The 19,971-nt window shown below is 63.6% G+C and carries 20 protein-coding genes; 5 read left to right on the top strand and 15 right to left on the bottom strand.

Annotated features, from left to right (window positions below; all coding sequences use genetic code 11):
- The first annotated feature begins 14 nt into the window (after window positions 1–14).
- Window positions 15–2,393 carry a polysaccharide biosynthesis tyrosine autokinase gene (locus ACWTU9_RS01885; RefSeq protein WP_455856835.1) on the top strand — a complete coding sequence of 793 codons (2,379 nt, stop codon included), beginning with the start codon at window positions 15–17 and terminating at the stop codon, window positions 2,391–2,393.
- Between the two features lie 70 nt (window positions 2,394–2,463).
- Here ACWTU9_RS01885 and ACWTU9_RS01880 read toward each other — a convergent pair whose 3' ends face one another.
- Together ACWTU9_RS01880 and ACWTU9_RS01875 are read right to left on the bottom strand one after the other, a co-directional pair.
- Window positions 2,464–3,171: a metallophosphoesterase family protein gene (locus ACWTU9_RS01880; RefSeq protein ID WP_455856834.1), complete on the bottom strand. Its 708-nt coding sequence runs from the start codon at window positions 3,169–3,171 to the stop codon at window positions 2,464–2,466.
- Window positions 3,172–3,497: 326 nt separating this feature from the next.
- The gene (locus ACWTU9_RS01875; RefSeq protein ID WP_455856833.1) at window positions 3,498–5,405 is read right to left on the bottom strand and encodes a propionyl-CoA synthetase; all 1,908 of its coding nucleotides are present in this window, start codon (window positions 5,403–5,405) and stop codon (window positions 3,498–3,500) included.
- 38 nt (window positions 5,406–5,443) lie between these two features.
- On the opposite strand from ACWTU9_RS01875, the gene ACWTU9_RS01870 reads away from it, so the two are divergent.
- The 4 genes from ACWTU9_RS01870 (at window position 5,444) to ACWTU9_RS01855 (ending at window position 8,028) form a co-directional block, all read left to right on the top strand.
- Window positions 5,444–5,665 carry a DUF2259 domain-containing protein gene (locus tag ACWTU9_RS01870; protein WP_455856832.1) on the top strand — a complete coding sequence of 74 codons (222 nt, stop codon included), beginning with the start codon at window positions 5,444–5,446 and terminating at the stop codon, window positions 5,663–5,665.
- A gap of 658 nt (window positions 5,666–6,323) precedes the next feature.
- Window positions 6,324–6,611: a PqqD family protein gene (locus ACWTU9_RS01865; RefSeq protein ID WP_454575842.1), complete on the top strand. Its 288-nt coding sequence runs from the start codon at window positions 6,324–6,326 to the stop codon at window positions 6,609–6,611.
- The gene (locus ACWTU9_RS01860; protein ID WP_455856831.1) at window positions 6,611–7,045 is read left to right on the top strand and encodes a lasso peptide biosynthesis B2 protein; all 435 of its coding nucleotides are present in this window, start codon (window positions 6,611–6,613) and stop codon (window positions 7,043–7,045) included. Before ACWTU9_RS01865 ends, ACWTU9_RS01860 begins: the two co-directional genes overlap by 1 nt.
- On the top strand, window positions 7,042–8,028 hold the full coding sequence (locus tag ACWTU9_RS01855) for a serine kinase (RefSeq protein ID WP_455856830.1): 987 nt from the start codon (window positions 7,042–7,044) through the stop codon (window positions 8,026–8,028). The genes ACWTU9_RS01860 and ACWTU9_RS01855 overlap by 4 nt, the downstream gene beginning before the upstream one ends.
- Window positions 8,029–8,036: 8 nt before the next feature.
- Here the strand turns inward: ACWTU9_RS01855 and ACWTU9_RS01850 are convergent, their stop codons facing one another.
- From ACWTU9_RS01850 to ACWTU9_RS01790, 13 genes are all read right to left on the bottom strand, one after another.
- The gene (locus ACWTU9_RS01850; protein ID WP_455856829.1) at window positions 8,037–9,059 is read right to left on the bottom strand and encodes a nucleotidyltransferase family protein; all 1,023 of its coding nucleotides are present in this window, start codon (window positions 9,057–9,059) and stop codon (window positions 8,037–8,039) included.
- A gap of 483 nt (window positions 9,060–9,542) precedes the next feature.
- Complete coding sequence (gene dhaK / locus ACWTU9_RS01845) at window positions 9,543–10,529, bottom strand: dihydroxyacetone kinase subunit DhaK (protein ID WP_455856828.1); 987 nt, start codon at window positions 10,527–10,529, stop codon at window positions 9,543–9,545.
- Window positions 10,530–10,554: 25 nt separating this feature from the next.
- Window positions 10,555–10,980, bottom strand: coding sequence for a hypothetical protein (locus ACWTU9_RS01840; RefSeq protein ID WP_454587638.1), 426 nt, complete (start codon window positions 10,978–10,980; stop codon window positions 10,555–10,557).
- Between the two features lie 11 nt (window positions 10,981–10,991).
- Window positions 10,992–12,578 (bottom strand): phosphoenolpyruvate--protein phosphotransferase, encoded by a 1,587-nt coding sequence (gene ptsP / locus ACWTU9_RS01835; protein ID WP_455856827.1) that lies wholly within the window; start codon window positions 12,576–12,578, stop codon window positions 10,992–10,994.
- A complete protein-coding gene (locus tag ACWTU9_RS01830) occupies window positions 12,562–12,864 on the bottom strand; it encodes an HPr family phosphocarrier protein (protein WP_454575834.1) in 303 nt (100 codons plus the stop codon). Before ACWTU9_RS01830 ends, ptsP begins: the two co-directional genes overlap by 17 nt.
- A 21-nt stretch (window positions 12,865–12,885) precedes the next feature.
- Window positions 12,886–13,275 carry a dihydroxyacetone kinase phosphoryl donor subunit DhaM gene (gene dhaM / locus ACWTU9_RS01825; RefSeq protein WP_023738108.1) on the bottom strand — a complete coding sequence of 130 codons (390 nt, stop codon included), beginning with the start codon at window positions 13,273–13,275 and terminating at the stop codon, window positions 12,886–12,888.
- Entirely contained in the window at window positions 13,272–13,874 is a 603-nt protein-coding gene (gene dhaL, locus ACWTU9_RS01820; protein ID WP_455856826.1) for a dihydroxyacetone kinase subunit DhaL, read from the bottom strand. The genes dhaM and dhaL overlap by 4 nt, the downstream gene beginning before the upstream one ends.
- Window positions 13,875–13,944: 70 nt before the next feature.
- Complete coding sequence (locus ACWTU9_RS01815) at window positions 13,945–15,588, bottom strand: dihydroxyacetone kinase subunit DhaK (RefSeq protein WP_455856825.1); 1,644 nt, start codon at window positions 15,586–15,588, stop codon at window positions 13,945–13,947.
- 79 nt (window positions 15,589–15,667) lie between these two features.
- Window positions 15,668–16,681: an ABC transporter ATP-binding protein gene (locus ACWTU9_RS01810; protein WP_455856824.1), complete on the bottom strand. Its 1,014-nt coding sequence runs from the start codon at window positions 16,679–16,681 to the stop codon at window positions 15,668–15,670.
- A complete protein-coding gene (locus ACWTU9_RS01805; protein ID WP_455856823.1) occupies window positions 16,674–17,786 on the bottom strand; it encodes an ABC transporter ATP-binding protein in 1,113 nt (370 codons plus the stop codon). Before ACWTU9_RS01805 ends, ACWTU9_RS01810 begins: the two co-directional genes overlap by 8 nt.
- Window positions 17,787–17,788: 2 nt before the next feature.
- Window positions 17,789–17,995 (bottom strand): hypothetical protein, encoded by a 207-nt coding sequence (locus ACWTU9_RS01800; protein WP_112560587.1) that lies wholly within the window; start codon window positions 17,993–17,995, stop codon window positions 17,789–17,791.
- Window positions 17,992–18,942 (bottom strand): carbohydrate ABC transporter permease, encoded by a 951-nt coding sequence (locus ACWTU9_RS01795; protein ID WP_455856822.1) that lies wholly within the window; start codon window positions 18,940–18,942, stop codon window positions 17,992–17,994. The genes ACWTU9_RS01800 and ACWTU9_RS01795 overlap by 4 nt, the downstream gene beginning before the upstream one ends.
- The gene (locus ACWTU9_RS01790) at window positions 18,939–19,886 is read right to left on the bottom strand and encodes a carbohydrate ABC transporter permease (protein WP_455857121.1); all 948 of its coding nucleotides are present in this window, start codon (window positions 19,884–19,886) and stop codon (window positions 18,939–18,941) included. The genes ACWTU9_RS01795 and ACWTU9_RS01790 overlap by 4 nt, the downstream gene beginning before the upstream one ends.
- Window positions 19,887–19,971: the final 85 nt, after the last annotated feature.

Raw genomic sequence — 19,971 nt, 5'->3', positions numbered from 1 at the left:
GAATTGGACCGAAGATGAATTATGCCAGCTTTCCTCTCGACAAGAGGATGCCGTTGCCCAACACCGATCAGGAAAAGGGTGAAGACTTCATCGACGTCGAGCGCCTGCTTGGCATGGCGGCGCGCCAGGTCAAGGTGGTGGCGGTCTGCGCCATCATCGGCCTGTTCATGGGCGTGCTCTATCTGCAGACCACGCCCAAGCAATATACGTCGGTTGCCAGCGTGCTGATCGACGAAGGCCTCAACAAGGTCGTCGACGATATCTCGGCTGCATCCGTCACCATGCAGACTGACGCCGCCCTTCTCAGCCAGATCGAAATCATCAACTCGGCGCGTCTGGCCTCAGTGGTGGTCGACAAGCTGAAGCTTGACCAGAACGCAGAGTTCATGAACCCGCCGCAATCGGCCCTTGCCAAGGGCATCGGCTTCGTGCGCGGCGTGGTCGGCTATTTCCGCTCGAGTTCCGCCGACCAGATTCCCGGCATGGAAAATGTCGATGAAGCGACACGCCAGGCGATGATGCTGACGGCGCGCCATGACTATGCGGTGCTGAAGCTGCAGAGCGAGGTGCTGGCACAGCGCACCGGCCGCAGCTATGTGATAGCCATCGGTTACCAGTCGTCGAATCCGGCGCTCGCCACCGCCATCACCAAGGCCTATGCGGACGCCTATCTCGCCGACCAGCTCAACGCCAGCTTCGACGCCACCGAACGCGCGGCGGTCTGGCTGCAAGGCCGGCTGACCGAGCTTCGCCAGAACTCGCAGGCGGCCGCTCTGGCGGCCGAAAAATTCCGCTCTGAACATGGACTGGCCGCCAACAGCGACGGCCAGCTGATCAGCGACAAGCAGATCGCCGACCTTACCGCCCAGCTGATCGTCGCACAGGCCGATACGGCGCGCGCCAGCGCCCGCTATCAGCAGTACAAGACCATCGTCGAAAGCGGTTCCGACAACGCCTTCAATGATTCCGCAATATCGAGCGACCAGCCGGCGAGTTCCGTCATCGCAACCCTCAAGACCCGCTATCTCACAGTTACCAAGCGGCTGCAGGATGTGACGGCCAATTTCGGCGCCGAGCATCCGCAAGCGGTGGCGCTGGCCAAGGAGAAGGCCGATCTGTCGACCCAGATTTTCGGCGAGTTGAAGCAGCTGACCGAAAGCTACCGCAACGAATATGAAGTCGCTTTGTCGCGCGAGACATCGCTGAGGCAGAAGATCGCCGACGCGGCCGGCAAGAGCTCCGTCGACAACCAGTCGCAGGTCAAGCTGCGCGAGCTCGAGCAGCAGGCGCAGGCGCTGACCACGCTCTACCAGACTTTCCTCGGACGCTATGAGGAAGCCTCGCAGCAGCAGTCCTTCCCGGTCGGCAAGGTCCGCATCATTTCGGATGCATCAGCACCGCTTTCGGCCTCGAGCCCGCGCAGCTCCAGGGTGCTGGCACTTGCGCTGGTGCTTGGCGTGCTGCTCGGCGCCGGCTTTGGCGGCCTGAACGAGTTCAACGAGCGGTTCTTCAGGACCGGTGAGGACGTTCGCGATCGCGTCGGCCTCAAATTCCTCGGCTATCTGCCGACGATCGGCGGCAGGCTGAGCAAGGATGCTGACGACGGGCCCGCGGATGCTAAGAGCACCAACACCTTGTCGGCGGCCGAAAAGCGGGCGCGCATGCGGGTCAGCGTCGACGCGCCGGCATCGATGTTCTCCGAAACACTGCGCAACGCCAAGATAGCCTTCGACGTCGTCATGGAAGGGCAAGGCAGCCGGGTCATCGGCGTGATCTCGGTCCTGCCCGGCGAGGGCAAGTCGACGGTTGCCGCCAATCTGGCCGGATTGCTTGCCGCCAACGGTTCGAAGACCCTTTTGATCGACGCCGATTTGCGCAATCCGGGCCTCAGCCGCAACCTCGGCATGGAGGCCGAGCAAGGGCTGATGGAGGCCGTGGTCAACGGCCAGACGTGGCAGTCGGTCGGCAAGGTGGACCGCCAGACCAAGCTGGCGATCATCCCGGCCGTACTGCGCGGCCAATTCTCGCACACCAGCGAACTGCTTTCGTCGGTCGGCATGCGGCGCTTCATCGACAACGCCAAGGAGACGTTCGAGTACATCGTCGTCGACCTGCCGCCGCTCGGCCCCGTGGTCGACGCCAAGGCCTTCGCGCCGCTGGCCGACGGCTTCGTGCTGGTGACCGAATGGGGCCGCACGCCGCGTGCCATGGTGCGCTCGCTGCTGGAGCAGGAGCCTTACATCGCCAGCAAGGTCGTCGGCGCCGTGCTCAACAAGGTCGACCTGAAGAAGCTGGCGAAATACGGTTCGCTCGGCGGCTCGGAGAAATTCTTCGACCGCTATTCGACCTATTATCTCGAAAAGTCGGATCTGCGCGCCAAGACGGCCGCCTGAAGCAAGAGCAATCCAGGAAAAGTGTGAAACGGTTTTCCCCGCCCTGCCTTTTTCTGGACAGGCTCTGCCCTCAGGAAAAGATCAGCTTGCCGAATTTGTCGGCAATCCTGACGGCTGTCAGCCGGCCGCTCTGAAAGGCGCCGGTGTCGATCCCGAGCCTTCGCCCATCGAGCCTGGGGGGGTCGACCGGCGTGTGCCCGTGCACCACAAAGCGGTCGAGCAGATGGGCGGCGTCGAAGAACTCGTCGCGAATGTTGAGCAGATCCCGCTCGTCCTGCGCCACGAGGTCGATGCCCGGCCTGATGCCGGCATGGACGAAGACGAATTTGTCCGAACAGAGCAACACCGGCAGGCTGCGCAGGAAGTCGATATGATCGGTCGGGATGACCTCTCTCACACGCTGGTCGACCTCGTCGCTTGACGCATAGAGGCTGGCAAGCCGGGCCGGATCGACGCCGTAGGAAAACAGCGTCTCGCGGCCGCCGACCGCCAGCCAGCGCTCCCGCGACAGATAGCCGTCGAGATAGTTCAGCATCGCGACTTCGTGGTTTCCCGCCAGGCAGACGCGCAAAAACCCTTTCGGCGGCGGTGCCAGCAGATGATCGAGCACGCGTGCCGATTGCGGCCCGCGATCGATATAGTCGCCAAGCATGACGATGATCTTGCGCCCGCGAAATTGCAGCCCGTCGAGCGCGATCTTCGCTTCCAGCGACAGCAATTCCTTGTAGCAGCCATGCACGTCGCCGATCGCGTAGACGACGGTGTCGTCCATATCCATTTCCAGGCGCTCGCGTGGCGCCGGCCGAGGGGGTCTGGATCGCTGAAACAAGGCCACTTGGGCTCGATGCCTGCCGAAAATCGGGTTTCGTTTCCAAGGGCGCACCCTCGTGGCGCGCCGCAGAACCGTGGATACATGGCAGGCGTTGGAAATTCCATAACGGCGACCAACTGCTTTCGCCGCCGGCCTCAGGACCTGATCGTCAAGCAGCCTGAGACGGTAGGGGAATACGGCGTGGTCGAGCAGCAGCCGGATGCGCGGCTCGGCCTCAACAGCCCCAGCCGCCACGCCTCTGTGCCGGCTCGGCCTCCGGCAACGCCAGGCGGTCAGACCCCGATGCCACGTCCTTTGAGCGCCGCGGTGATCTCGTCGAGGATGACGGGATCGTCGATGGTCGCCGGCATCGTCCACTCTTCCTTGTCGGCGATCTTCTGCATGGTGCCGCGCAGGATCTTGCCGGAGCGAGTCTTGGGCAGGCGCTTGATCGTCACCACGGTCTTGAAGGCGGCGACCGGGCCAATCCGTTCGCGCACCAGCCCCACCACCTCGCTTTCGATAGTGCCGGCATCGCGGGCGACGCCGGCATTGAGCACGACGAAGCCGACCGGTATCTGGCCCTTCATGGCGTCGGCGATGCCGATGACGGCGCATTCGGCGACATCGGGATGCGCTGAAAGCACCTCTTCCATGGCGCCGGTCGACAGCCGGTGGCCGGCGACATTGATGATGTCGTCGGTGCGGGCCATGACATAGAGATAGCCGTCCTCGTCGATCATGCCGGCGTCGGCCGTCTTGTAGAAGCCGGGGAACTCCTCGAGATAAGCCTGCCGGAAGCGGGCGTCGGCGTTCCACAGTGTCGGCAGGCAGCCGGCCGGTAGCGGCAGTTTCACCACCACATTGCCGAGTGTGCCGCGCGGCACTTCATGGCCGGCATCGTCGAGCACGCGGATGTCGTAGCCCGGCATCGGCACGCCGGGCGAGCCGTATTTCACCGGCAGCAGGCCAAGGCCCGCCGGGTTGATGGTCATCGGTGAGCCGGTCTCGGTCTGCCACCAATGGTCGACCACCGGCACGTTGAGTTTCTGCTCCGCCCATTTGATGGTTTCGGGGTCGGCGCGTTCGCCAGCGAGAAACAAGGTTCGGAATTTGGACAAATCGTATTTCGGCACGAATTCGCCCTTCGGGTCCTGCCCCTTGATGGCGCGGAAGGCGGTCGGCGCGGTGAACAGCGCGACGACCCCATGCTCGGCAATTACTCGCCAATATGTGCCGGCGTCGGGCGTGCCGATCGGCTTGCCCTCGAACAGCACGCTGGTCGCGCCATGCAGCAACGGCCCGTAGACGATGTAGGAATGGCCGACCACCCAGCCGACATCGGATGCCGCCCAGAACACCTCACCCGGCTTGACGCCGAACTCGTTTTCCATCGTCCATTTGAGCGCGACCATGTGGCCGCCATTGTCCCGCACGATGCCCTTCGGCTGGCCGGTCGTGCCGGAGGTGTAGATGATGTAGAGCGGATCGGTGGCGAGCACCTGCACACAGTCGACATTGGCTCCCGCCGCGCGCTCGCGCGCAACCGCATCGGCAAAGTCGATGTCGTAATGGTCCTTGAGTTCGCAGCGCAGCTGGTCACGCTGCAGGATCAGGCACGCATCCGGCTTGTGGCGGGACATCTCGATCGCCTTGTCGAGCAACGGCTTGTAGGCAACCACGCGTCCCGGCTCCAGGCCGCAGGACGCCGAAATAATCAGCTTGGGCTTGGCGTCATCGATGCGTGTGGCAAGCTCGTGCGAGGCAAAGCCGCCGAACACCACCGAATGCACCGCCCCGATGCGGGCGCAGGCCAGCATGGCGATGGCCGCTTCGGCCACCATCGGCATGTAGATGATCACGCGATCGCCTTTGACGATGCCGCGGTTCTTCAGCACCGACGTCAGCGCCACCACCTCGCGCTTCAGTTCGGCATAGGTGAATTTCTTGACCGTGCCGGTGATGGCGCTGTCATGGATCAGCGCGATCTGGTCGGCGCGGCCGCCGGCGACATGCCGGTCGAGAGCGTTGAAGCAGGTGTTGCAGGTTGCGCCGTTGAACCAGCGCCCGTAAACGCCTGCCTTGGCATCGAACACGCTGGTCCACGGCGAATACCAGTCGATCGCCTCGGCGGCATCGGCCCAGAACTGTTCCGGGTCGCGTTTCCAGCCGGCATAGACCTCGTGGTAGCGTGACGCCATTCATTCCTCCTCGGGGAAACTCCTACCTTGCATAGCCTATGCGGGTTTTCCCGGCCATGTCTTCCCCCAAATGCCATGTGCACGAGGAGAAGGCTGTGCCCGGTTCGCGCAACTGCCCGACCGCCTACAGCCTGTCGGAATCCTACAAATACACCCCACCCGGCAAACCGGCCATATTGGCTGTGCTGGTGCAGCGTTTCAGCCAGGGTTTTGAGGGACGCGATCGCCGTTTCATCGCCGTGACCGGGCAGGCACGCTGAGCAATTCCAGGAAAGGTGTGAAACGGTTTTCCAGGGAAAGCGCGTAGCGCTTTCTGTTGGGAATTGCGTCAAAACAGAGATAGAGCGGGTCAAACGTTTCGGTAAAACGCTCTGAGCCACAGTCTGCCTTGCGGCAGCCAGCAAACGGTCATGCGCCCTGAAACAGCGCGTTCGTGCCAGATGTCAGCTTAAAGCGGCAAGGCCGCCAGCATCAGGCCGACGCCACCTGCAATCAATATGGCCGCTGCCAACGCCTTTCGATGGCGTTCGAACGCCGTCGGCGCCCGCTCCCAATTGTAACGCATACTCAATGCTCTCCCAAATCCCGGCGACTCCATAGCTTACTTAAGGTAAGAAAAGCAAGACCTTGACCCTGTCCGATAGCCGGCTTGACGGTTTGCGGCAGTGATTTTCAGGCGCGATCACCGACTATTTCTGGGGGCGGGTAACCTTCTCTCAGACCTCGAATGATGTGGAAATTACCACAATTCAGGAATGGACGTCTCCACCATGGGTGGTCGCACTTGTCATCGGGATGGTGGCGTTGCCGGATTGCCACAGATCGTTTGGACCGGCCTGTTCGGCCTCTCATCCGCGCAATAGACAGCGCCGCATTGCCGCGCTATCTGCTCTCCAGCAAAATGGTCTGGAGGGCTCCATGGCCCAAATCGCGTCTGAAATGGTTCTGCGGCTGGCGGATGACGCCTCGGTCCAGCATGTCGGCGACGGCGCTGTCGTGCTTTTGGCGCGCAGCGGCCAGCTCTACACCTGCAACGGAACGACAGAAGCCTTTCTCGACAAGGTCGACGGCGCCCGCAGCCTCGACCAGATCGTCGTCCTGCTTTCCGACGAGTTCGAGGTCGACAAGGATACGCTCGACCAGGACATGGCGGCGCTGGCCGCCGAACTGGTGAGCGAAGGCATTCTCGCCGACCCGGCTCTCTGATGGCGGACGGCGTTCTCCTGCGCACCCTGTTTCGTGTCCACTTGTGGACGAGCGCGCGGCTGATGCCGGTTCTGATCGGCCGCCGCAACTTCGAATCGGTGTTGAAATGGGCGCCGCTCAGCGCGCCTGCCCCCTATCGCGGACTGTCGTCCGCCTACATCGTGGCTGCCGTCAACCGCACCGTCCGGCACCCGTGGCTGATGCGCGATCGCAGATGCCTCAGGGAAGGCCTGCTGGCTCACCGCTTCCTGCGCTTTGCCGGCTTCGATCCGGATCTGCGCTTCGGTGTCGATCCGAAGTCGATGCAGGCGCCGCGCATGTCGGCCCATTGCTGGGTCTGCCTCGACGGCCGGCCAGTGGTCAGCGACAGCCTGCCCGGCATGGTGCAGATCTACCGCCATCACGCCGATGCCGGAAAGGCGCGCGCTGCTTGACCGGTTCGGTGGCCACTTTCTGCTATGACCTCAAGGGCCAGGTCATCAGCATATCGGCCTCACGGGCCGATCTGTGGCCGAGCTTCGACCTCATGCTGGGCACGTTGCGTGTGAGCGAACCCGTTGTAACAGGTTTTCACATCGACATTGTCGAGACGTCGCAGTTGCAGGAATCGCCTGCCGGCAAACTTGCTTTCGACGGCGATGTGCCGGAGGACGGCCATTGCCGGCTGATCGACGGCGGCGACATCGTTCACCTGATCTTTCCCGGTCTGCAGACCGCCTCGATCAATGCCGATGAGGGCTGGGCCGAAATCCGCGTTCATCCTGACGCCAAGGTCAAATGGACGTTGCTGATGATGGTGCTGGATGCCGCGCTCGATGCGGGCGGCCAGCACATGCTCCACACCGCCGGCCTGACTTTGCCCGGCCGCAAGGCGCTCGTGCTGATCCATGCGCCGAGCGGCACCGGCAAGTCGACGACTTCGCTGGCGCTGGCCTCGCAGGGCTTCGGCCTTTGCTCTGACGACGCCATGATCCTCAAGGTTTTGGTCGACGGCGGCATCACGGCCTGGGGCTTGCCGCGCAAGGTGAAGGTCCATCGCAACACCGCGGCAATGCTGCCTTTCGTGGTTCCCTGCCTTGGCGACAAATGGGACGCCAATGGCGAGCAGGCGGTCTCGCTGGAACGCCTCGCCGAGATTATCCGCATCGAGGAGACAGGCGACAGGCCGGTTGCGGCATTGCTTCATCTCGCCCGCTCGGCGGATGCGCAGACCCGGCTCGTCCCCATGACCAGGGCAGACGCCATGGTGGCGCTTGCCACCGACAATGTCAGGACGGGCATGACTGGCCTTTTGCCGGCGCAGAAGCGCCGCATGGCAACGATCGCGACGCTGGTCAAAGCCGTTCCGACCTTTACGCTGGAAGTCGGCGCGAGCCCGGCCGAGGCGGCCCCGCTGATCCGCTCGGCGGTGGACTAAAGCATTATTCAGGCAAAATGCGACTTTGGCCTGGCAAGCCGCTGAATCCAACGAAAAGCGTCGCGGCGCAGACGCGAATGCATCTTGTCCCTGGAATTGACCCCGAGCAACGTATCGCCGTTGATGAGCCACTTGGCCAAACGTATCGAGAGGTCGGGCTTGATCCGGCCAGCCAGTTCGATCGCGCGCGGTGCATTAAACAGCCGCCCCGTCACATTGAGGACCGTCGCCAGTTCGAGCTCGATGCCGCTCATGCGCGCCGCCTCGAACAGCTGGTCCTCGTCAACGGATGACCGCAGCGCGCGTACACCTTGCAACACGTCGACGCAAAGCTGCAGCCGGTGGAATTTATGACCGCCCGCGGCATGCACGATGGCGATGGTCAGCAGCGCGGCCGGCGTGTCGGCCTCGCCGCCGTCGATGGTCTGCAATTCGCGAAAGCCCAGCGACAGCCGCCGCCGCATACCGGAATCATGCACCAAATTGCCGTGCAGTTCGATCAGCAGGCTGGTATTCTTTTTCTCCAGCCATTTGAACTCCTGCAGATCCTGCGACTGCGCCTCGCCGCTCCAAAGATCGAAGCCGCACCCGGCAATCGCCGTGTTGGCCTCGGCGATGTTGGCCGGGTCGACCAGGATGTCGATGTCGGTGTAGGGCCGGTCAGCTGCGTGGCGGTAAAGTTTGCGTGCGAAGACCGGCCCCTTGACGATCCGGGCCGGAACGCCTTTCGCCGCCAGTGCCTTCATGATGCGATCGCCATGATACTGCAGCAGCATCGACTGGCCGGTCGCCAAGGTCGACTGGTCGCGCAGTTCTGACAATTTCTGCTGCAAGGCGGCTTCCGCCGACAGTTGGGCACTGATTTCCCCGAGTTTGCGCAGCATGATCGGCAGCACGCCGTGGAACTCGGCGTTGGCGAGCAGCGCCAGTAAGCTTTCGGCAGCAACATCAATGCCAATGGCAGCCGGCGCCTCCGGGTCGGCGAAGCTCAGCAGCAGTTTTTCATCGGCAGGCGCAAGAGATGGCAGCATCAATTCAGACGTTCGCCCCCGGGAAGAGCGTATGTTGCAGAAATGCATACAGGAAGCCAGCGTAGGGTGTTGAAACCGGCTGGTGAATTGACTTTCCCAGCGGCTTCCGCCCATTCTTTTTTGCGTTGAATTTGGAGGGTTTGGAATGACCAAGAAAAAATATCAGGCGCCCGTCCTGCGCAAGGCGGGGAAATTGTCCAGCCTGGTGGCCGGTGGACCGTCAAGGGCGGCTGTTTAAGGCGTAAAAGGCTTCTGAAGCCGGACGAAGGTTGCAGATAATCCGGGGTGACAGGTCTCGCCAGGGACTTTGTCCCACTCTTGTTCTTCCGAGACTTGCCAAAGGGTAATTGCGATGAACAGGAAACAATACGAGAAGCCGGTGTTGCGCAAGGCGAGCAAGCAATCGAGCGTCGCAGCGGGTAGCCTGTCCAGCGCCCCCGGTGCCCCCGGCCCGACAGGTCCCACCGGCTGACAGGCCTTCGCCTATAATCCCCAACGCAGCGCCGCTGTATGTACGGGCGCGTCCCACAACGACGTTGCCTCATCATCCAGCATGGTCAGCGTGATCGAGCAGCCGGCCATGTCGAGCGACGTCACATAAGACCCAACCAACGAGCGGGTCACCGTCACGCCCTGTTTTTCGAAGATGTTGCGGGCGCTGTTGTACATCAGATAGAGCTCCATCAGCGGTGTGCCGCCAAAGCCGTTGATGAACAGCAGGGCGGTGCCCTTTGCCTTGTCGCCGAGATCGCCCAGGATCGCGGCGCAGATTTCCCCGGCAATGGCATCGGCGCTTTTCAACGTGTCGCGACGCCGGCCGGGCTCGCCATGGATGCCGACGCCGAATTCCATCTCGCCATCGCCAATGTCGAAAGTCGGCCTGCCGGCCGCAGGAACGGTGCAACTGGTCAGCGCCACTCCCATTGAACGCGTCGCAGCGTTGACGCGATCGCCGAGCGCCTTGAGATCCGCCAGCGCCATGCCTTGCTCGGCGGCGGCGCCGACGATCTTCTCAACCACCAGCGTGCCGGCGACGCCGCGCCGGCCGGTCGTGTAGGCCGAGTTCTCGACCGCGACGTCGTCATTGGTCACCAGTTGCAGGATGCCGTCGGCCATCTCGGCCGCCATGTCGAAATTCATCACATCGCCCTCATAGTTCTTGACTATGAACAGGCAGCCGGCGCCGGCATCGACGGCTGCGGCCGCCGCCAGCATCTGGTCCGGCGTCGGCGAGGTGAACACCTGGCCGGGGCAGGCGGCGTCCAGCATGCCGTGGCCGACAAAGCCCGCGTGCAGCGGCTCATGGCCCGAGCCGCCGCCCGAGATCAGCGCTACCTTCCCCGGCTTCAGCACCTTGCGGCGGATGAATTTGTGCTCGTCACCCAGCATCAGGATGTCGGCATGGGCTGCAACGAAGCCATCGAGGCTTTCGGTCAGCACCGTGTCGACGGAATTCAGAAATTTCTTCATGTGTCCTCCCGAACGCAGGAAACGCTCAGCCCCCGCTTTTGCCGGTGATGCTGGTAATCTTCTGGATGAAATCATTGACCGCCCTGTCGAGCGCCGCGTTCTGCTTGTCGTCGCCGAAATCCGGTACGATCAGCGACACATGCCGGGTCTTGCGCATGCCTGAGGCCACCGACAGCTTTCCCGGATGCGCCAGATGGTAGGCAGCCAGAAAATGATCGCGCTCGGCCGGGCTGAAATGGCAAACCGAAAAAATAGCCGGCAAATGTTTTGACGGGATCGGCGTCGAATAGGCCGGGCTGGAGATTTGCGTCACGAAGCTGCGGTGCTTGCCCAGCGCATCGGCGAGGCGCTGGCGCATGCCCGACGGGCGCTGGTCGATGACCTGCGACAGGATCGTCTTGTAGGCGCGGATCGCCTCTTCGGAGCCGGGTTCTGGTGTCTTGTCGACCATCTCAGCCACGCCTAGACCGAAACATCTGAGATGGCCGCCTTGGCCATGGCGAGTTGAGCAGGGGCCACCGAGAGATCGCGCAGGCCGGCTTCGAGCAGCGCCGGTATTGAGGCCGGATCGCCGCCGGCATCGCCGCACAGGCTGACCGGGATTTTGGCGCGCAAGCCGAACGAGGTCACCGCAGCGATCAGCCGCAGCACAGCTGGATGCCGCACCGAATTGAGATGCGCCACCGCAGCGTTGTCGCGGGCGGCGGCCATCACATACTGGGTCAGATCGTTGGAGCCGATTGAGAAGAACGCGACATCGGCAAACGCCTCCGGCGCGATCGCCACGGACGGCACCTCGACCATGATGCCGAGCGGTGGCATTTTGTGCGCGACGCCACGCGCGATGAGCCCACCCTGCTCCTCCGCGAACAAAGTGGCGGCACGTTGGTACTCCTCCGTGACGGCGATCATTGGAAACATCACCTTCAGATTGCCGTGGACAGCGGCGCGCAGCAACGCCCGGATCTGCACGCGAAACACATCCGGCCTTGCCAGCGACAGCCTGATGCCGCGCAGGCCGAGGAACGGGTTGCTCTCCTCGACCGTGAAGCCCGGCACCGGCTTGTCGCCGCCGGCATCGACGGTGCGGATGGTCACCGGCTTGTCGCCGGCCCATTCCAGCACCTTGCGATAACAGCGGTATTGCGTCTCCTCGTCCGGCGGCGCCTTGCCGAACAGGAATTCGGTCCGCATCAGCCCGATGCCGTCGCAGGTCGAAATGTCGATGCCATCGACCTCGGACGGATCGGCAATGTTGACCTGCACACGCACCGTCGTGCCGGCCCGGGTTACCGCCGGTTTTGCCAGATAGGCTTCGGCCTTGTCGCGTCGCGCCAAAAAAGAGGATGAGGACCGACGGAAAGCTTCGATCTCGGCCTTGGACGGCGCCAATACGATGCCGCCATGCTCGGCATCGAGCAGGGCCAAGCCATCGGGATTTGCCGGCGAAGAGCCAAGCCCCACCACCATAGGCACGCCGCGCGAGCGCGCCAACATGGCGACATGGCTGGCGGTGCTGCCGGCCCTCAGCGCGATGCCGCCGCCGGCACTCCAGTCGGTCTCGAGAAAGCGCGTCGGCGCGATGTCTTCGCCATAGAGAATGGCGCCCGCTGGTGCGGTGCTCTCCTGCTCCTCGGTCAGGGCGCGCAGCACGCGGTCGCGGATATCGCGCATGTCGGCGGCGCGCGCCCGGAAATAGTCCTGGTCTGACGTTTCATAGCCGGCAATCTCGGCGTCCAACGCCTGCCGCCAAGCCGTGTCGGCCGGCATGCCGGACGGGATCGCGGCGAAGGCCGGTCCGGTCAGCGCCTCGTCCTCCAACATGGCAAGCTGGAATTCGAGAATGCCGGCCGCCTCATCGTCGGCGGTTTCGATCAGGGTGGTGAGCCGGTCCGTCGCGCTGGCGAGTGCTGCTTTCAGTGCAGCCTTCTCCTCTCCGGCTGTCGCCTTGCCCGTGTAGCGCGCAAGGCCGCGGTCGAGATTGAACAGCGGCCCTTCGGCATAGCCGGCCGAAGCCGAAATGCCTTGCAGCCTAAGCGGTTCGGGCATGGCCCGCACCCTCGTCGAAATCGCGCCGCACCAGTTCGGCCAGCGCGCCGACCGCCTCAGTGGCGGCTTCGCCGCGGGCCCTGATATGCAGCATGGTGCCTTTCGGCGCCCTGGTCGCCATCACCTTGACGATGCTCTTGGCGTCGAACCACGGGCCATTGGCGGCAAGCGCGATTTCCACTTCGGCGGCAAAGCTCTTGGCGAGCTTGGTGAACTTCACCGAAGGGCGCGCGTGCAGGCCCACTTCGTGGGTGATCAGGACGGTGGCCTCGGCAAATGCGGACATGCGCTCAAAATTCCCGTTCATTCACGACGGCGACAATTCATGCGCCGTCGCCACCACTTCCTTCAGCGAGGCGCCGCCGGACGCCTCCGTCGCGGCCATCACCGCGCCTTCGACGATCGGTGCGTTGCAGACGATGATCTTCTGCGCCCGCGGCTCGCCGATCATTTCCACCGCCATCTCCGAGTTGGTCTCCGCGCCGCCGAGATCGACGAGGATGGCGACACCGGCTTCCGACCACGCCTTGTCGATGGCGCCCATGATCGCCTCGACGCTGGTGCCGAGCCCGCCATGGCCGTTTCCGCCGCACCATGCAAGCGGCACTTCGTCGCCCACCATCTGCCGCACCATGTCGGCCGTGCCTTCGGCGACCAGCGGCGAATGCGAGACGATGACGATGCCGACATTGCTCATGCTTGGCCCTCGATGCTTTCGGCGACGGTCCGCACGAGCAGCGCAGCCGAACGCGCGCCGGCGTCCATGTGGCCGATGGAGCGGTCGCCGAGGAATGAGGCGCGACCGCGCAGCGCCTTCATTGGCACGGTCGCTTCGGCCGCACGGTCGGCGATATCGACGATTTCCCCTATCGCCTTGCCTCCAGCCAATGCGTCATGCACAGGCTGCAGCACGTCGAGCATCGTCTTCTGGCCGACCTGCGACTTGCCACGCGCCGCGACGGCTTCGATCGCCTTGCCGAAGGCAGCTGTCAGATTGGCACGATCGGGCGCAGCCGAGATCTCCTTGCCGATCGCAGTGAACAGCGTGCCGAACAGCGGTCCGGAGGCGCCGCCCACCGTCATCACCAGCTTGGTGCCGATCGCCTTCAGGGCTTCGGGCAGCGGTTTGGTCGAAAACGCCTCTGCCTCGGCTCGCACGGCCTCAAACCCGCGTCTCATGTTCAGCCCATGGTCGCCGTCGCCGATCGCCTGGTCGAGCGCCGTCAACTCGTCGGCGTGCGCGGCAATCGTGTCCGCTGCCGCTGTGATCAGCCTGGCAAGGTCCTGTGCCGCCATATCCAAATTCCCGGTTTCGGTCCTGCCGGCAGTATCGAAAGAATTTTCATTCGACAACTGAAGCATGCCATCAGGCCGCTGCATGCAGCGCGGCGGCGGCCGCGAACACTTCGGCCACTGCATGCGCGCCGGGGTCGACCACGCCTTGCAATTTGGTACCGACATAGGCGGAGCGTCCAGCCTTCGCCTTCTCCATAGCAGCAGTCGCTTCGGCGCCGTGCCGGGCTGCCGTCGCCGCCGCTTCCAGCCCCTTGGCGTCGAGCGCTTTCAGCGCCGGCTCCAGTGCATCGACCATGGTGCGGTCGCCGATCCTTGCGCCGCCGTAGAAGGTCATGCGGTCCAGGCCGGAAAGCAGCGCCCTGGACAGGGACAAACCGGAATTCGAAGCCTGCGCCGCCGCGGTGAAGAAGATCGACAGCAGCACACCTGAGGATCCGCCCATGGCGACGCCCAGCCCATCGCCCACCGCCGCAAGCGTGGCGGCGGGATCGGCAAGCGGCAACGTGTCGAGTTTTTCCAGCACGCTGCGCGCGCCGGTGGCTACCGTCGAGCCGGTATCGCCATCACCCGCCTTGGCGTCCAGCCCGTTCAAGGCCTCTTCGAGTGCAATCAGCCTTTCGCAGACCGTGACGACGAGCCTCCTGGCGCGCGCATCCTCACTGGGCCTGCGCGCCGCGCTTTGTCCGGATGCCTTCGCCATGGCAACGACAGCCGGCGCGGCAACGGCCTTTGCCGGCATCCAGGCATGCGGGCCGACGGGCGCCAGCAAGGCCGTCTCGCGCGCGGCATCGAGCTTGATCAGCGACAGCGAGAAACCGTTCATGTTGAGCGCCGTCATCAGCGGTCCGGGGCCGATCGCCAGCTTCACGGTTTTGGCCAGCGGCGATGCCAGCACCGCGTTGACGACCAGCGACATTTCGAGCGGCGGCACCGAACCGAGATTGTTGATCAGTAGCGCGTGGCTGGCCTTCGGATCGAGCTTCGCGGCAAGCCGCTCCGCCATGATCGCCACCAGTCTGTCGGCGCTTTGCACTGCGATACGCTCGACGCCTGGTTCGCCATGGATGCCGAGGCCAAGTTCGCCATGATTTTCGCCGAACCGCTCTTCATGCGGCTGGCCGGGGATCGAGCAGGACGACAGCGACATGCCAAGCGAAACGATATCCTTCGCCGCCGCGCGAGCGGCTGTCGCGATATAGGCCAAGTCGTCGCCAGCTTCCGAGAGGTAGCCCGCGATCTTGTGTACGAACAAGGTGCCGGCGACGCCGCGTGGTTGGTTGATATCCGGCAAGGCGATGTCGTCGGCGACGATCGCCATCTCGACGCGAAACCCTTCGGCGCGCGCCTTCTCGGCCGCCAGGCCGAAATTGAGCCGGTCGCCGGTATAGTTCTTGACGATCAGCAGGCAGCCTGCCGGGCCGGTCACCGCGCGGATCGCCGCCAGCACGGCTTCGACGCTTGGCGAGGCAAAGATCTCGCCCGAGACCGCCGCCGTCAGCATGCCCTTGCCGACGAAGCCGGCATGCGACGGCTCGTGCCCGGCGCCGCCGCCGGAGACGACGGCAACTTTTGTCTTGTCCCAGTCGGCGCGCAGCACGACCTTGATCTCGGGATAACCATCGAGGCGCGCCAGATCGCCCGAACCGATGGTCCGCAGCAGCCCGTCTAGCGCCTCGGTGACGATCGTTTCCCTGCGGTTGAAAAAGTGCTTCATCGAATTCGTCCTGTATTCGTCAATCAGAAGCCGGTGCCGTGCCCTTGGCGAGACACCGAAAACCTCACATCGGCCCCATTCACATCAGTCTTTGCCCATCGGCGCCGAAATAGAGCGGCGAACGGTAGCGGATCACCACTTTGTCGCCTTGCGCCAGATCCGTGTCGGGGTCGGTCAGCGTCACCAGCTTCTTGGCTCCGACCGTGACATGCAGATGGTTTTGGTCGCCGAGATGCTCGACCCAGTCGACGACGCCATCGGCATGGCCGTTTGCGGCCTTCTCGATGGCCAGATGCTCGGTCCGCGCGCCGATCGTCTTCGTTCCCGCCGGCGCGCCGCCATCGGGCAGCAGCCCCGCCGGCAGAAGATTGATCGCCGGCTGGCCAAGCCTGGCCGCGACATGCAGGTTTGCCGGTTCCGAATAGATCGTCCTTGGCGTGCCGATCTGCACCAGGACGCCGTCCGCAAGGATGCCGATGCGGTCGGCCATGGTCATCGCCTCGATCTGGTCGTGCGTGACATAGAGCATGGTGGCGCCAAGTTCGGACTGGATGCGCTTCAGCTCGAGGCGAAGATCGGCGCGCAGTTTGGCATCCAGCGACGACAATGGCTCGTCCATCAGGTAGATCGACGGCTTGCGCACCAGCGCGCGGCCGATGGCGACGCGCTGCATTTCGCCGCCTGACAGTTTGGTCGACCGGTTGGCGAGCTTGTGATGGATGCGCACCATCCTGGCCACCTCCTCGACGCGGCGGCGGATTTGGTCCTCCGGTATTTTCCGCGCCGGCGAGCGCAGGGGGAAGGCGAGGTTGTCGTAGACCGACAGATGCGGATAGAGCGAATATTGCTGGAACACGAAAGCGGTGTCGCGCTCGGCCGGCGACAGCATCGTCGCATTGTGGCCGCCAATATGGATCGTGCCGCTGTCGGGCCGCTCCAGCCCGGCGATCAGCCGCAGCGTGGTGGTCTTGCCGGCGCCGGTCGGCCCGAGCAGCACGACGAACTCGCCATCCTTGATCTGGAGGTCGAGATTGCTGACGGCGGCGTGCTCGCCGAAACTCTTCGTCACGCCTTTGATGTGTACGTCAGCCATGCTGCGCTCTCCCTTGAGAGGCGGTGTCGTGGATCGCGGTGCGCACGGCTCGGCCCGATCCCTTGTCGAACAGCGACAGTCGCGCGCTGTTCAGCGTCAGGCCGACATGATCGCCGGCGGCGAGCCGGATTTCGGCCGGCACCCGCGCCTTGATGATGCCGTCCGCCGTCTCCACGGCCACGATCTGCGTCGTACCGAGATACTCCGTGCCATAGATCGCGCCACGCAGCTTGGACGCATCGTCGAAGCGGATGTGCTCGGGACGGATGCCGAGCGCCATGTCGGCCGGCGCGATGTCTTCGCGCACCTCCGGCACCGCCACCTTGGCGCCTTGCACGACGATCTCCTTGGCGCCTTTCGCCAGTCCGCCGCCAAAGCCCAGAAAATTCATCGGCGGCGAGCCGATGAAATCGGCGACGAACATCGTTGCCGGGCGGTCATAGATTTCGCGCGGGCTGCCGAACTGCTCGATCACGCCATGGTTCATGACAGCGATCTTGTCGGCCATCGACATCGCTTCCATCTGGTCGTGGGTGACATAGACCGTGGTGGCGTGGATGCGGTTGTGCAGTTCGCGAAGCTCGTGGACCATCAGATCGCGGAACTCGGTGTCGAGCGTGCCGAGCGGCTCGTCCATCAGAAAACACTTTGGCCGCCGCACGATGGCGCGGCCGAGCGCGACGCGCTGGCGGTCGCCGCCGGCAAGGCCGGAGACCGATTTGTTGAGCAGATGGTCGATGCGCAGGAGCTTGGCTGTCTCCTCGACGCGTTGGCGGATTTCGGCCGCAGGCATGCCTTGCGCCAGGAGCGGGAAGCCGATGTTCTTGCGCACATTCATGTGCGGATAGAGCGCAAACAGCTGGAAGACGAAGGCGATATCGCGCTCCCGCGCCCGGCGCATGGTCACGTCCTCGCCGCCGAGCAGGATCTGGCCACCGGTCGGCAGTTCCAGCCCGGCGATCATGCGCAATGTCGTCGTTTTGCCGCAGCCCGACGGCCCGAGCATGACGAAGAACTCGCCATCCTCGACGACGAAGCTGGAGTCCTGCACAGCGACGAAATCGCCGAAGGCCTTTCTCAGGTGTTGGACGCGGATTTCGGCCATGGCTATTCCGGGAATTTCGAGACGATGATGAACATCACCGTGCCGGCGAGCATGGTGATGAAGGAGTAGGTGTAGAGCGCCAGCGCGAAGGGCTGGAACAGCATCAGGAAGCCGATGGCGATGATCGCGGTCGCGATGTTTTCCAACAGGCCACGCCTGGCCCAGCGCGGCCAGCGCGATTTGCGTTTGGTGGGTTGTGTCAGGCTCATTTGCGCACCGCGCCGAAGGTGATGCCGCGAAGCAACTGCTTGCGAAGCAGGATGGTGAAGACGAGGATCGGCACCAGGAAGATCGTCGTGCCGGCAGCCACAGCCGGCCAGTCCTGGCCGCCCTCGCCGATGATGGTCGGGATGAAGGGCGGCGCGGTCTGCGCCGTGCCCGAGGTCAGCAGCGCTGCGAACGCATATTCGTTCCAGGCAAAGATCAGGCAGAAGATGGCGGTCGCTGCGATGCCGGTGGTGGCCTGCGGCAGCACGGTCCGCCAGAAGGCCTGCAGCCTGGTGTAGCCGTCAATCATCGCCGCTTCTTCATACTCGCGCGGGATTTCGTCGATGAAGCCTTTCAAGAGCCATACCGCCAACGAGACGTTGACCGCCGTGTAGAGCAGGATCATGCCGAGCGCGGTGTCGGAGAGGCCAAGCTCGCGGTACATCAGGTAGATGGGAATGGCGACCGCGATCGGCGGCATCATGCGCGTCGACAGGATGAAGAACAGGAGGTCGTCAGCCAGAGGCACCTTGAAGCGTGAAAAGCCATAGGCCGACAGCGTGCCGAGGAACACCGCGCAGAAGGTCGAGCCGAAGGCGATGATCAGCGAATTGACGAAGCGCGGCAGGAAGTTGGACGGGCCGGCAATCACCATGTTGCGCTTGCGCACCGTCTCGTCGCAGAAGCCGGTCGCCGGCCCCAGCGAGTTGATGTATTCCGGCGTCTGCCGTGTGCGCGTGGTGAACAGGTTGCAATAGCCTTCGACGCTCGGCTGGAAGACGATCTTCGGCGGATAGGCGATCGAATCCGGCGGCGTCTTGAAGCTGGTGGCAAAAATCCACAACAGCGGCACGATGGAGATCAGCGCGTAGGCGACGATGATCGTTCCGGCGATGCCTTTTGCTGTTCCCGACGGAGCGACGACGGAATGGGCGGTGGTCAGGCTCATCTCTGCTTCACCTTGTTGAGCGCCTTGACGTAGATGTTGGCGAGGCCAAACACCGCCACGAACAGGATGATGGCGAAGGCCGAGGAATAGCCGGTGCGCCAGCTCTCGAAAGCCTGCCGTTTCAGCGTGATCGAGGCGACCTCGGTGGTCGAGCCAGGTCCGCCGCCGGTCAACAGATTGACCATGTCGAACATCTTGAAGTTCTCGATGCCGCGGAAGAGCACCGCCAGCATGATGAAGGGCAGCGCCATCGGCAGCGTGATCGACCAGAACTGCCGCCAGTTGGAGGCGCGGTCGACCTCGGCCGCCTCATAGATGTATTCAGGTATGGAGCGCAGTCCGGCGAGGCAGATCAGCATCACGTAAGGCGTCCACATCCAGGTGTCGACGATGATGATCGACCACGGTGCCAGCGAGACGTTGGAGAGCATCTGGATGTTTGTCGGCGGGATGCCTGACACAAACGAGATGGCGTAGGCGAACAGGCCGATCTGCGGCTCGTAGAGGAAGCGCCAGAAATTGCCAACCACTGCCGGCGACAGCATCATCGGCACCAGGATGATGGTCGTCCAGAAGGCGTGGCCGCGGAACTTGCGGTCGATCAGCCAGGCCAGCGTGAAGCCGATAAGGGTCTGCAGCAGGATCGTCCAGAACACGAAATGCGCTGTCGTCTGCATGGCGATCCAGATGTCCTGGTCACCGAGGATGCGCTGGTAATTGGCAAAGCCGAGATTTTTCACCACCTCGTTCGGCCGGTTGGCGCGGAAGTTGGTGAAGGACAGATAGATCGCCCAGAACAGCGGGAAGATGTTGATGGCCAACAGCAACAGGATCGTCGGCGAGATGAACAGCCAGGCGAGACCCTTGTCGCTAATGCCCCGGACCTTGCGCGCCAACGGCTCCGGGGTCGCCCGGGCAACGTTCTCCGCAGTCCGATTGAGCATGGTGAGTCCTGCTTCGGTCACGTCAAGTCTCGACACTGGAATTTATCTGAACTGCGTCCCGCGCCAAGGGCGGCACGGGACGCGT

It is taken from the genome of Mesorhizobium sp. 128a (assembly GCF_053848025.1).
This window is presented reverse-complemented; position numbering and strand designations above follow the sequence as displayed.

Coding starts and splice junctions, on each gene's coding strand:
- ACWTU9_RS01885 (WP_455856835.1), top strand. CDS start 15: ATGAATTATGCCAGCTTTCCTCTCGACAAGAGGATGCCGTTGCCCAAC.
- ACWTU9_RS01880 (WP_455856834.1), bottom strand. CDS start 3,171: ATGGATATGGACGACACCGTCGTCTACGCGATCGGCGACGTGCATGGC.
- ACWTU9_RS01875 (WP_455856833.1), bottom strand. CDS start 5,405: ATGGCGTCACGCTACCACGAGGTCTATGCCGGCTGGAAACGCGACCCG.
- ACWTU9_RS01870 (WP_455856832.1), top strand. CDS start 5,444: ATGCGGGTTTTCCCGGCCATGTCTTCCCCCAAATGCCATGTGCACGAG.
- ACWTU9_RS01865 (WP_454575842.1), top strand. CDS start 6,324: ATGGCCCAAATCGCGTCTGAAATGGTTCTGCGGCTGGCGGATGACGCC.
- ACWTU9_RS01860 (WP_455856831.1), top strand. CDS start 6,611: ATGGCGGACGGCGTTCTCCTGCGCACCCTGTTTCGTGTCCACTTGTGG.
- ACWTU9_RS01850 (WP_455856829.1), bottom strand. CDS start 9,059: ATGCTGCCATCTCTTGCGCCTGCCGATGAAAAACTGCTGCTGAGCTTC.
- dhaK (WP_455856828.1), bottom strand. CDS start 10,529: ATGAAGAAATTTCTGAATTCCGTCGACACGGTGCTGACCGAAAGCCTC.
- ACWTU9_RS01840 (WP_454587638.1), bottom strand. CDS start 10,980: ATGGTCGACAAGACACCAGAACCCGGCTCCGAAGAGGCGATCCGCGCC.
- ptsP (WP_455856827.1), bottom strand. CDS start 12,578: ATGCCCGAACCGCTTAGGCTGCAAGGCATTTCGGCTTCGGCCGGCTAT.
- ACWTU9_RS01830 (WP_454575834.1), bottom strand. CDS start 12,864: ATGTCCGCATTTGCCGAGGCCACCGTCCTGATCACCCACGAAGTGGGC.
- dhaM (WP_023738108.1), bottom strand. CDS start 13,275: ATGAGCAATGTCGGCATCGTCATCGTCTCGCATTCGCCGCTGGTCGCC.
- dhaL (WP_455856826.1), bottom strand. CDS start 13,874: ATGGCGGCACAGGACCTTGCCAGGCTGATCACAGCGGCAGCGGACACG.
- ACWTU9_RS01815 (WP_455856825.1), bottom strand. CDS start 15,588: ATGAAGCACTTTTTCAACCGCAGGGAAACGATCGTCACCGAGGCGCTA.
- ACWTU9_RS01810 (WP_455856824.1), bottom strand. CDS start 16,681: ATGGCTGACGTACACATCAAAGGCGTGACGAAGAGTTTCGGCGAGCAC.
- ACWTU9_RS01805 (WP_455856823.1), bottom strand. CDS start 17,786: ATGGCCGAAATCCGCGTCCAACACCTGAGAAAGGCCTTCGGCGATTTC.
- ACWTU9_RS01800 (WP_112560587.1), bottom strand. CDS start 17,995: ATGAGCCTGACACAACCCACCAAACGCAAATCGCGCTGGCCGCGCTGG.
- ACWTU9_RS01795 (WP_455856822.1), bottom strand. CDS start 18,942: ATGAGCCTGACCACCGCCCATTCCGTCGTCGCTCCGTCGGGAACAGCA.
- ACWTU9_RS01790 (WP_455857121.1), bottom strand. CDS start 19,886: ATGCTCAATCGGACTGCGGAGAACGTTGCCCGGGCGACCCCGGAGCCG.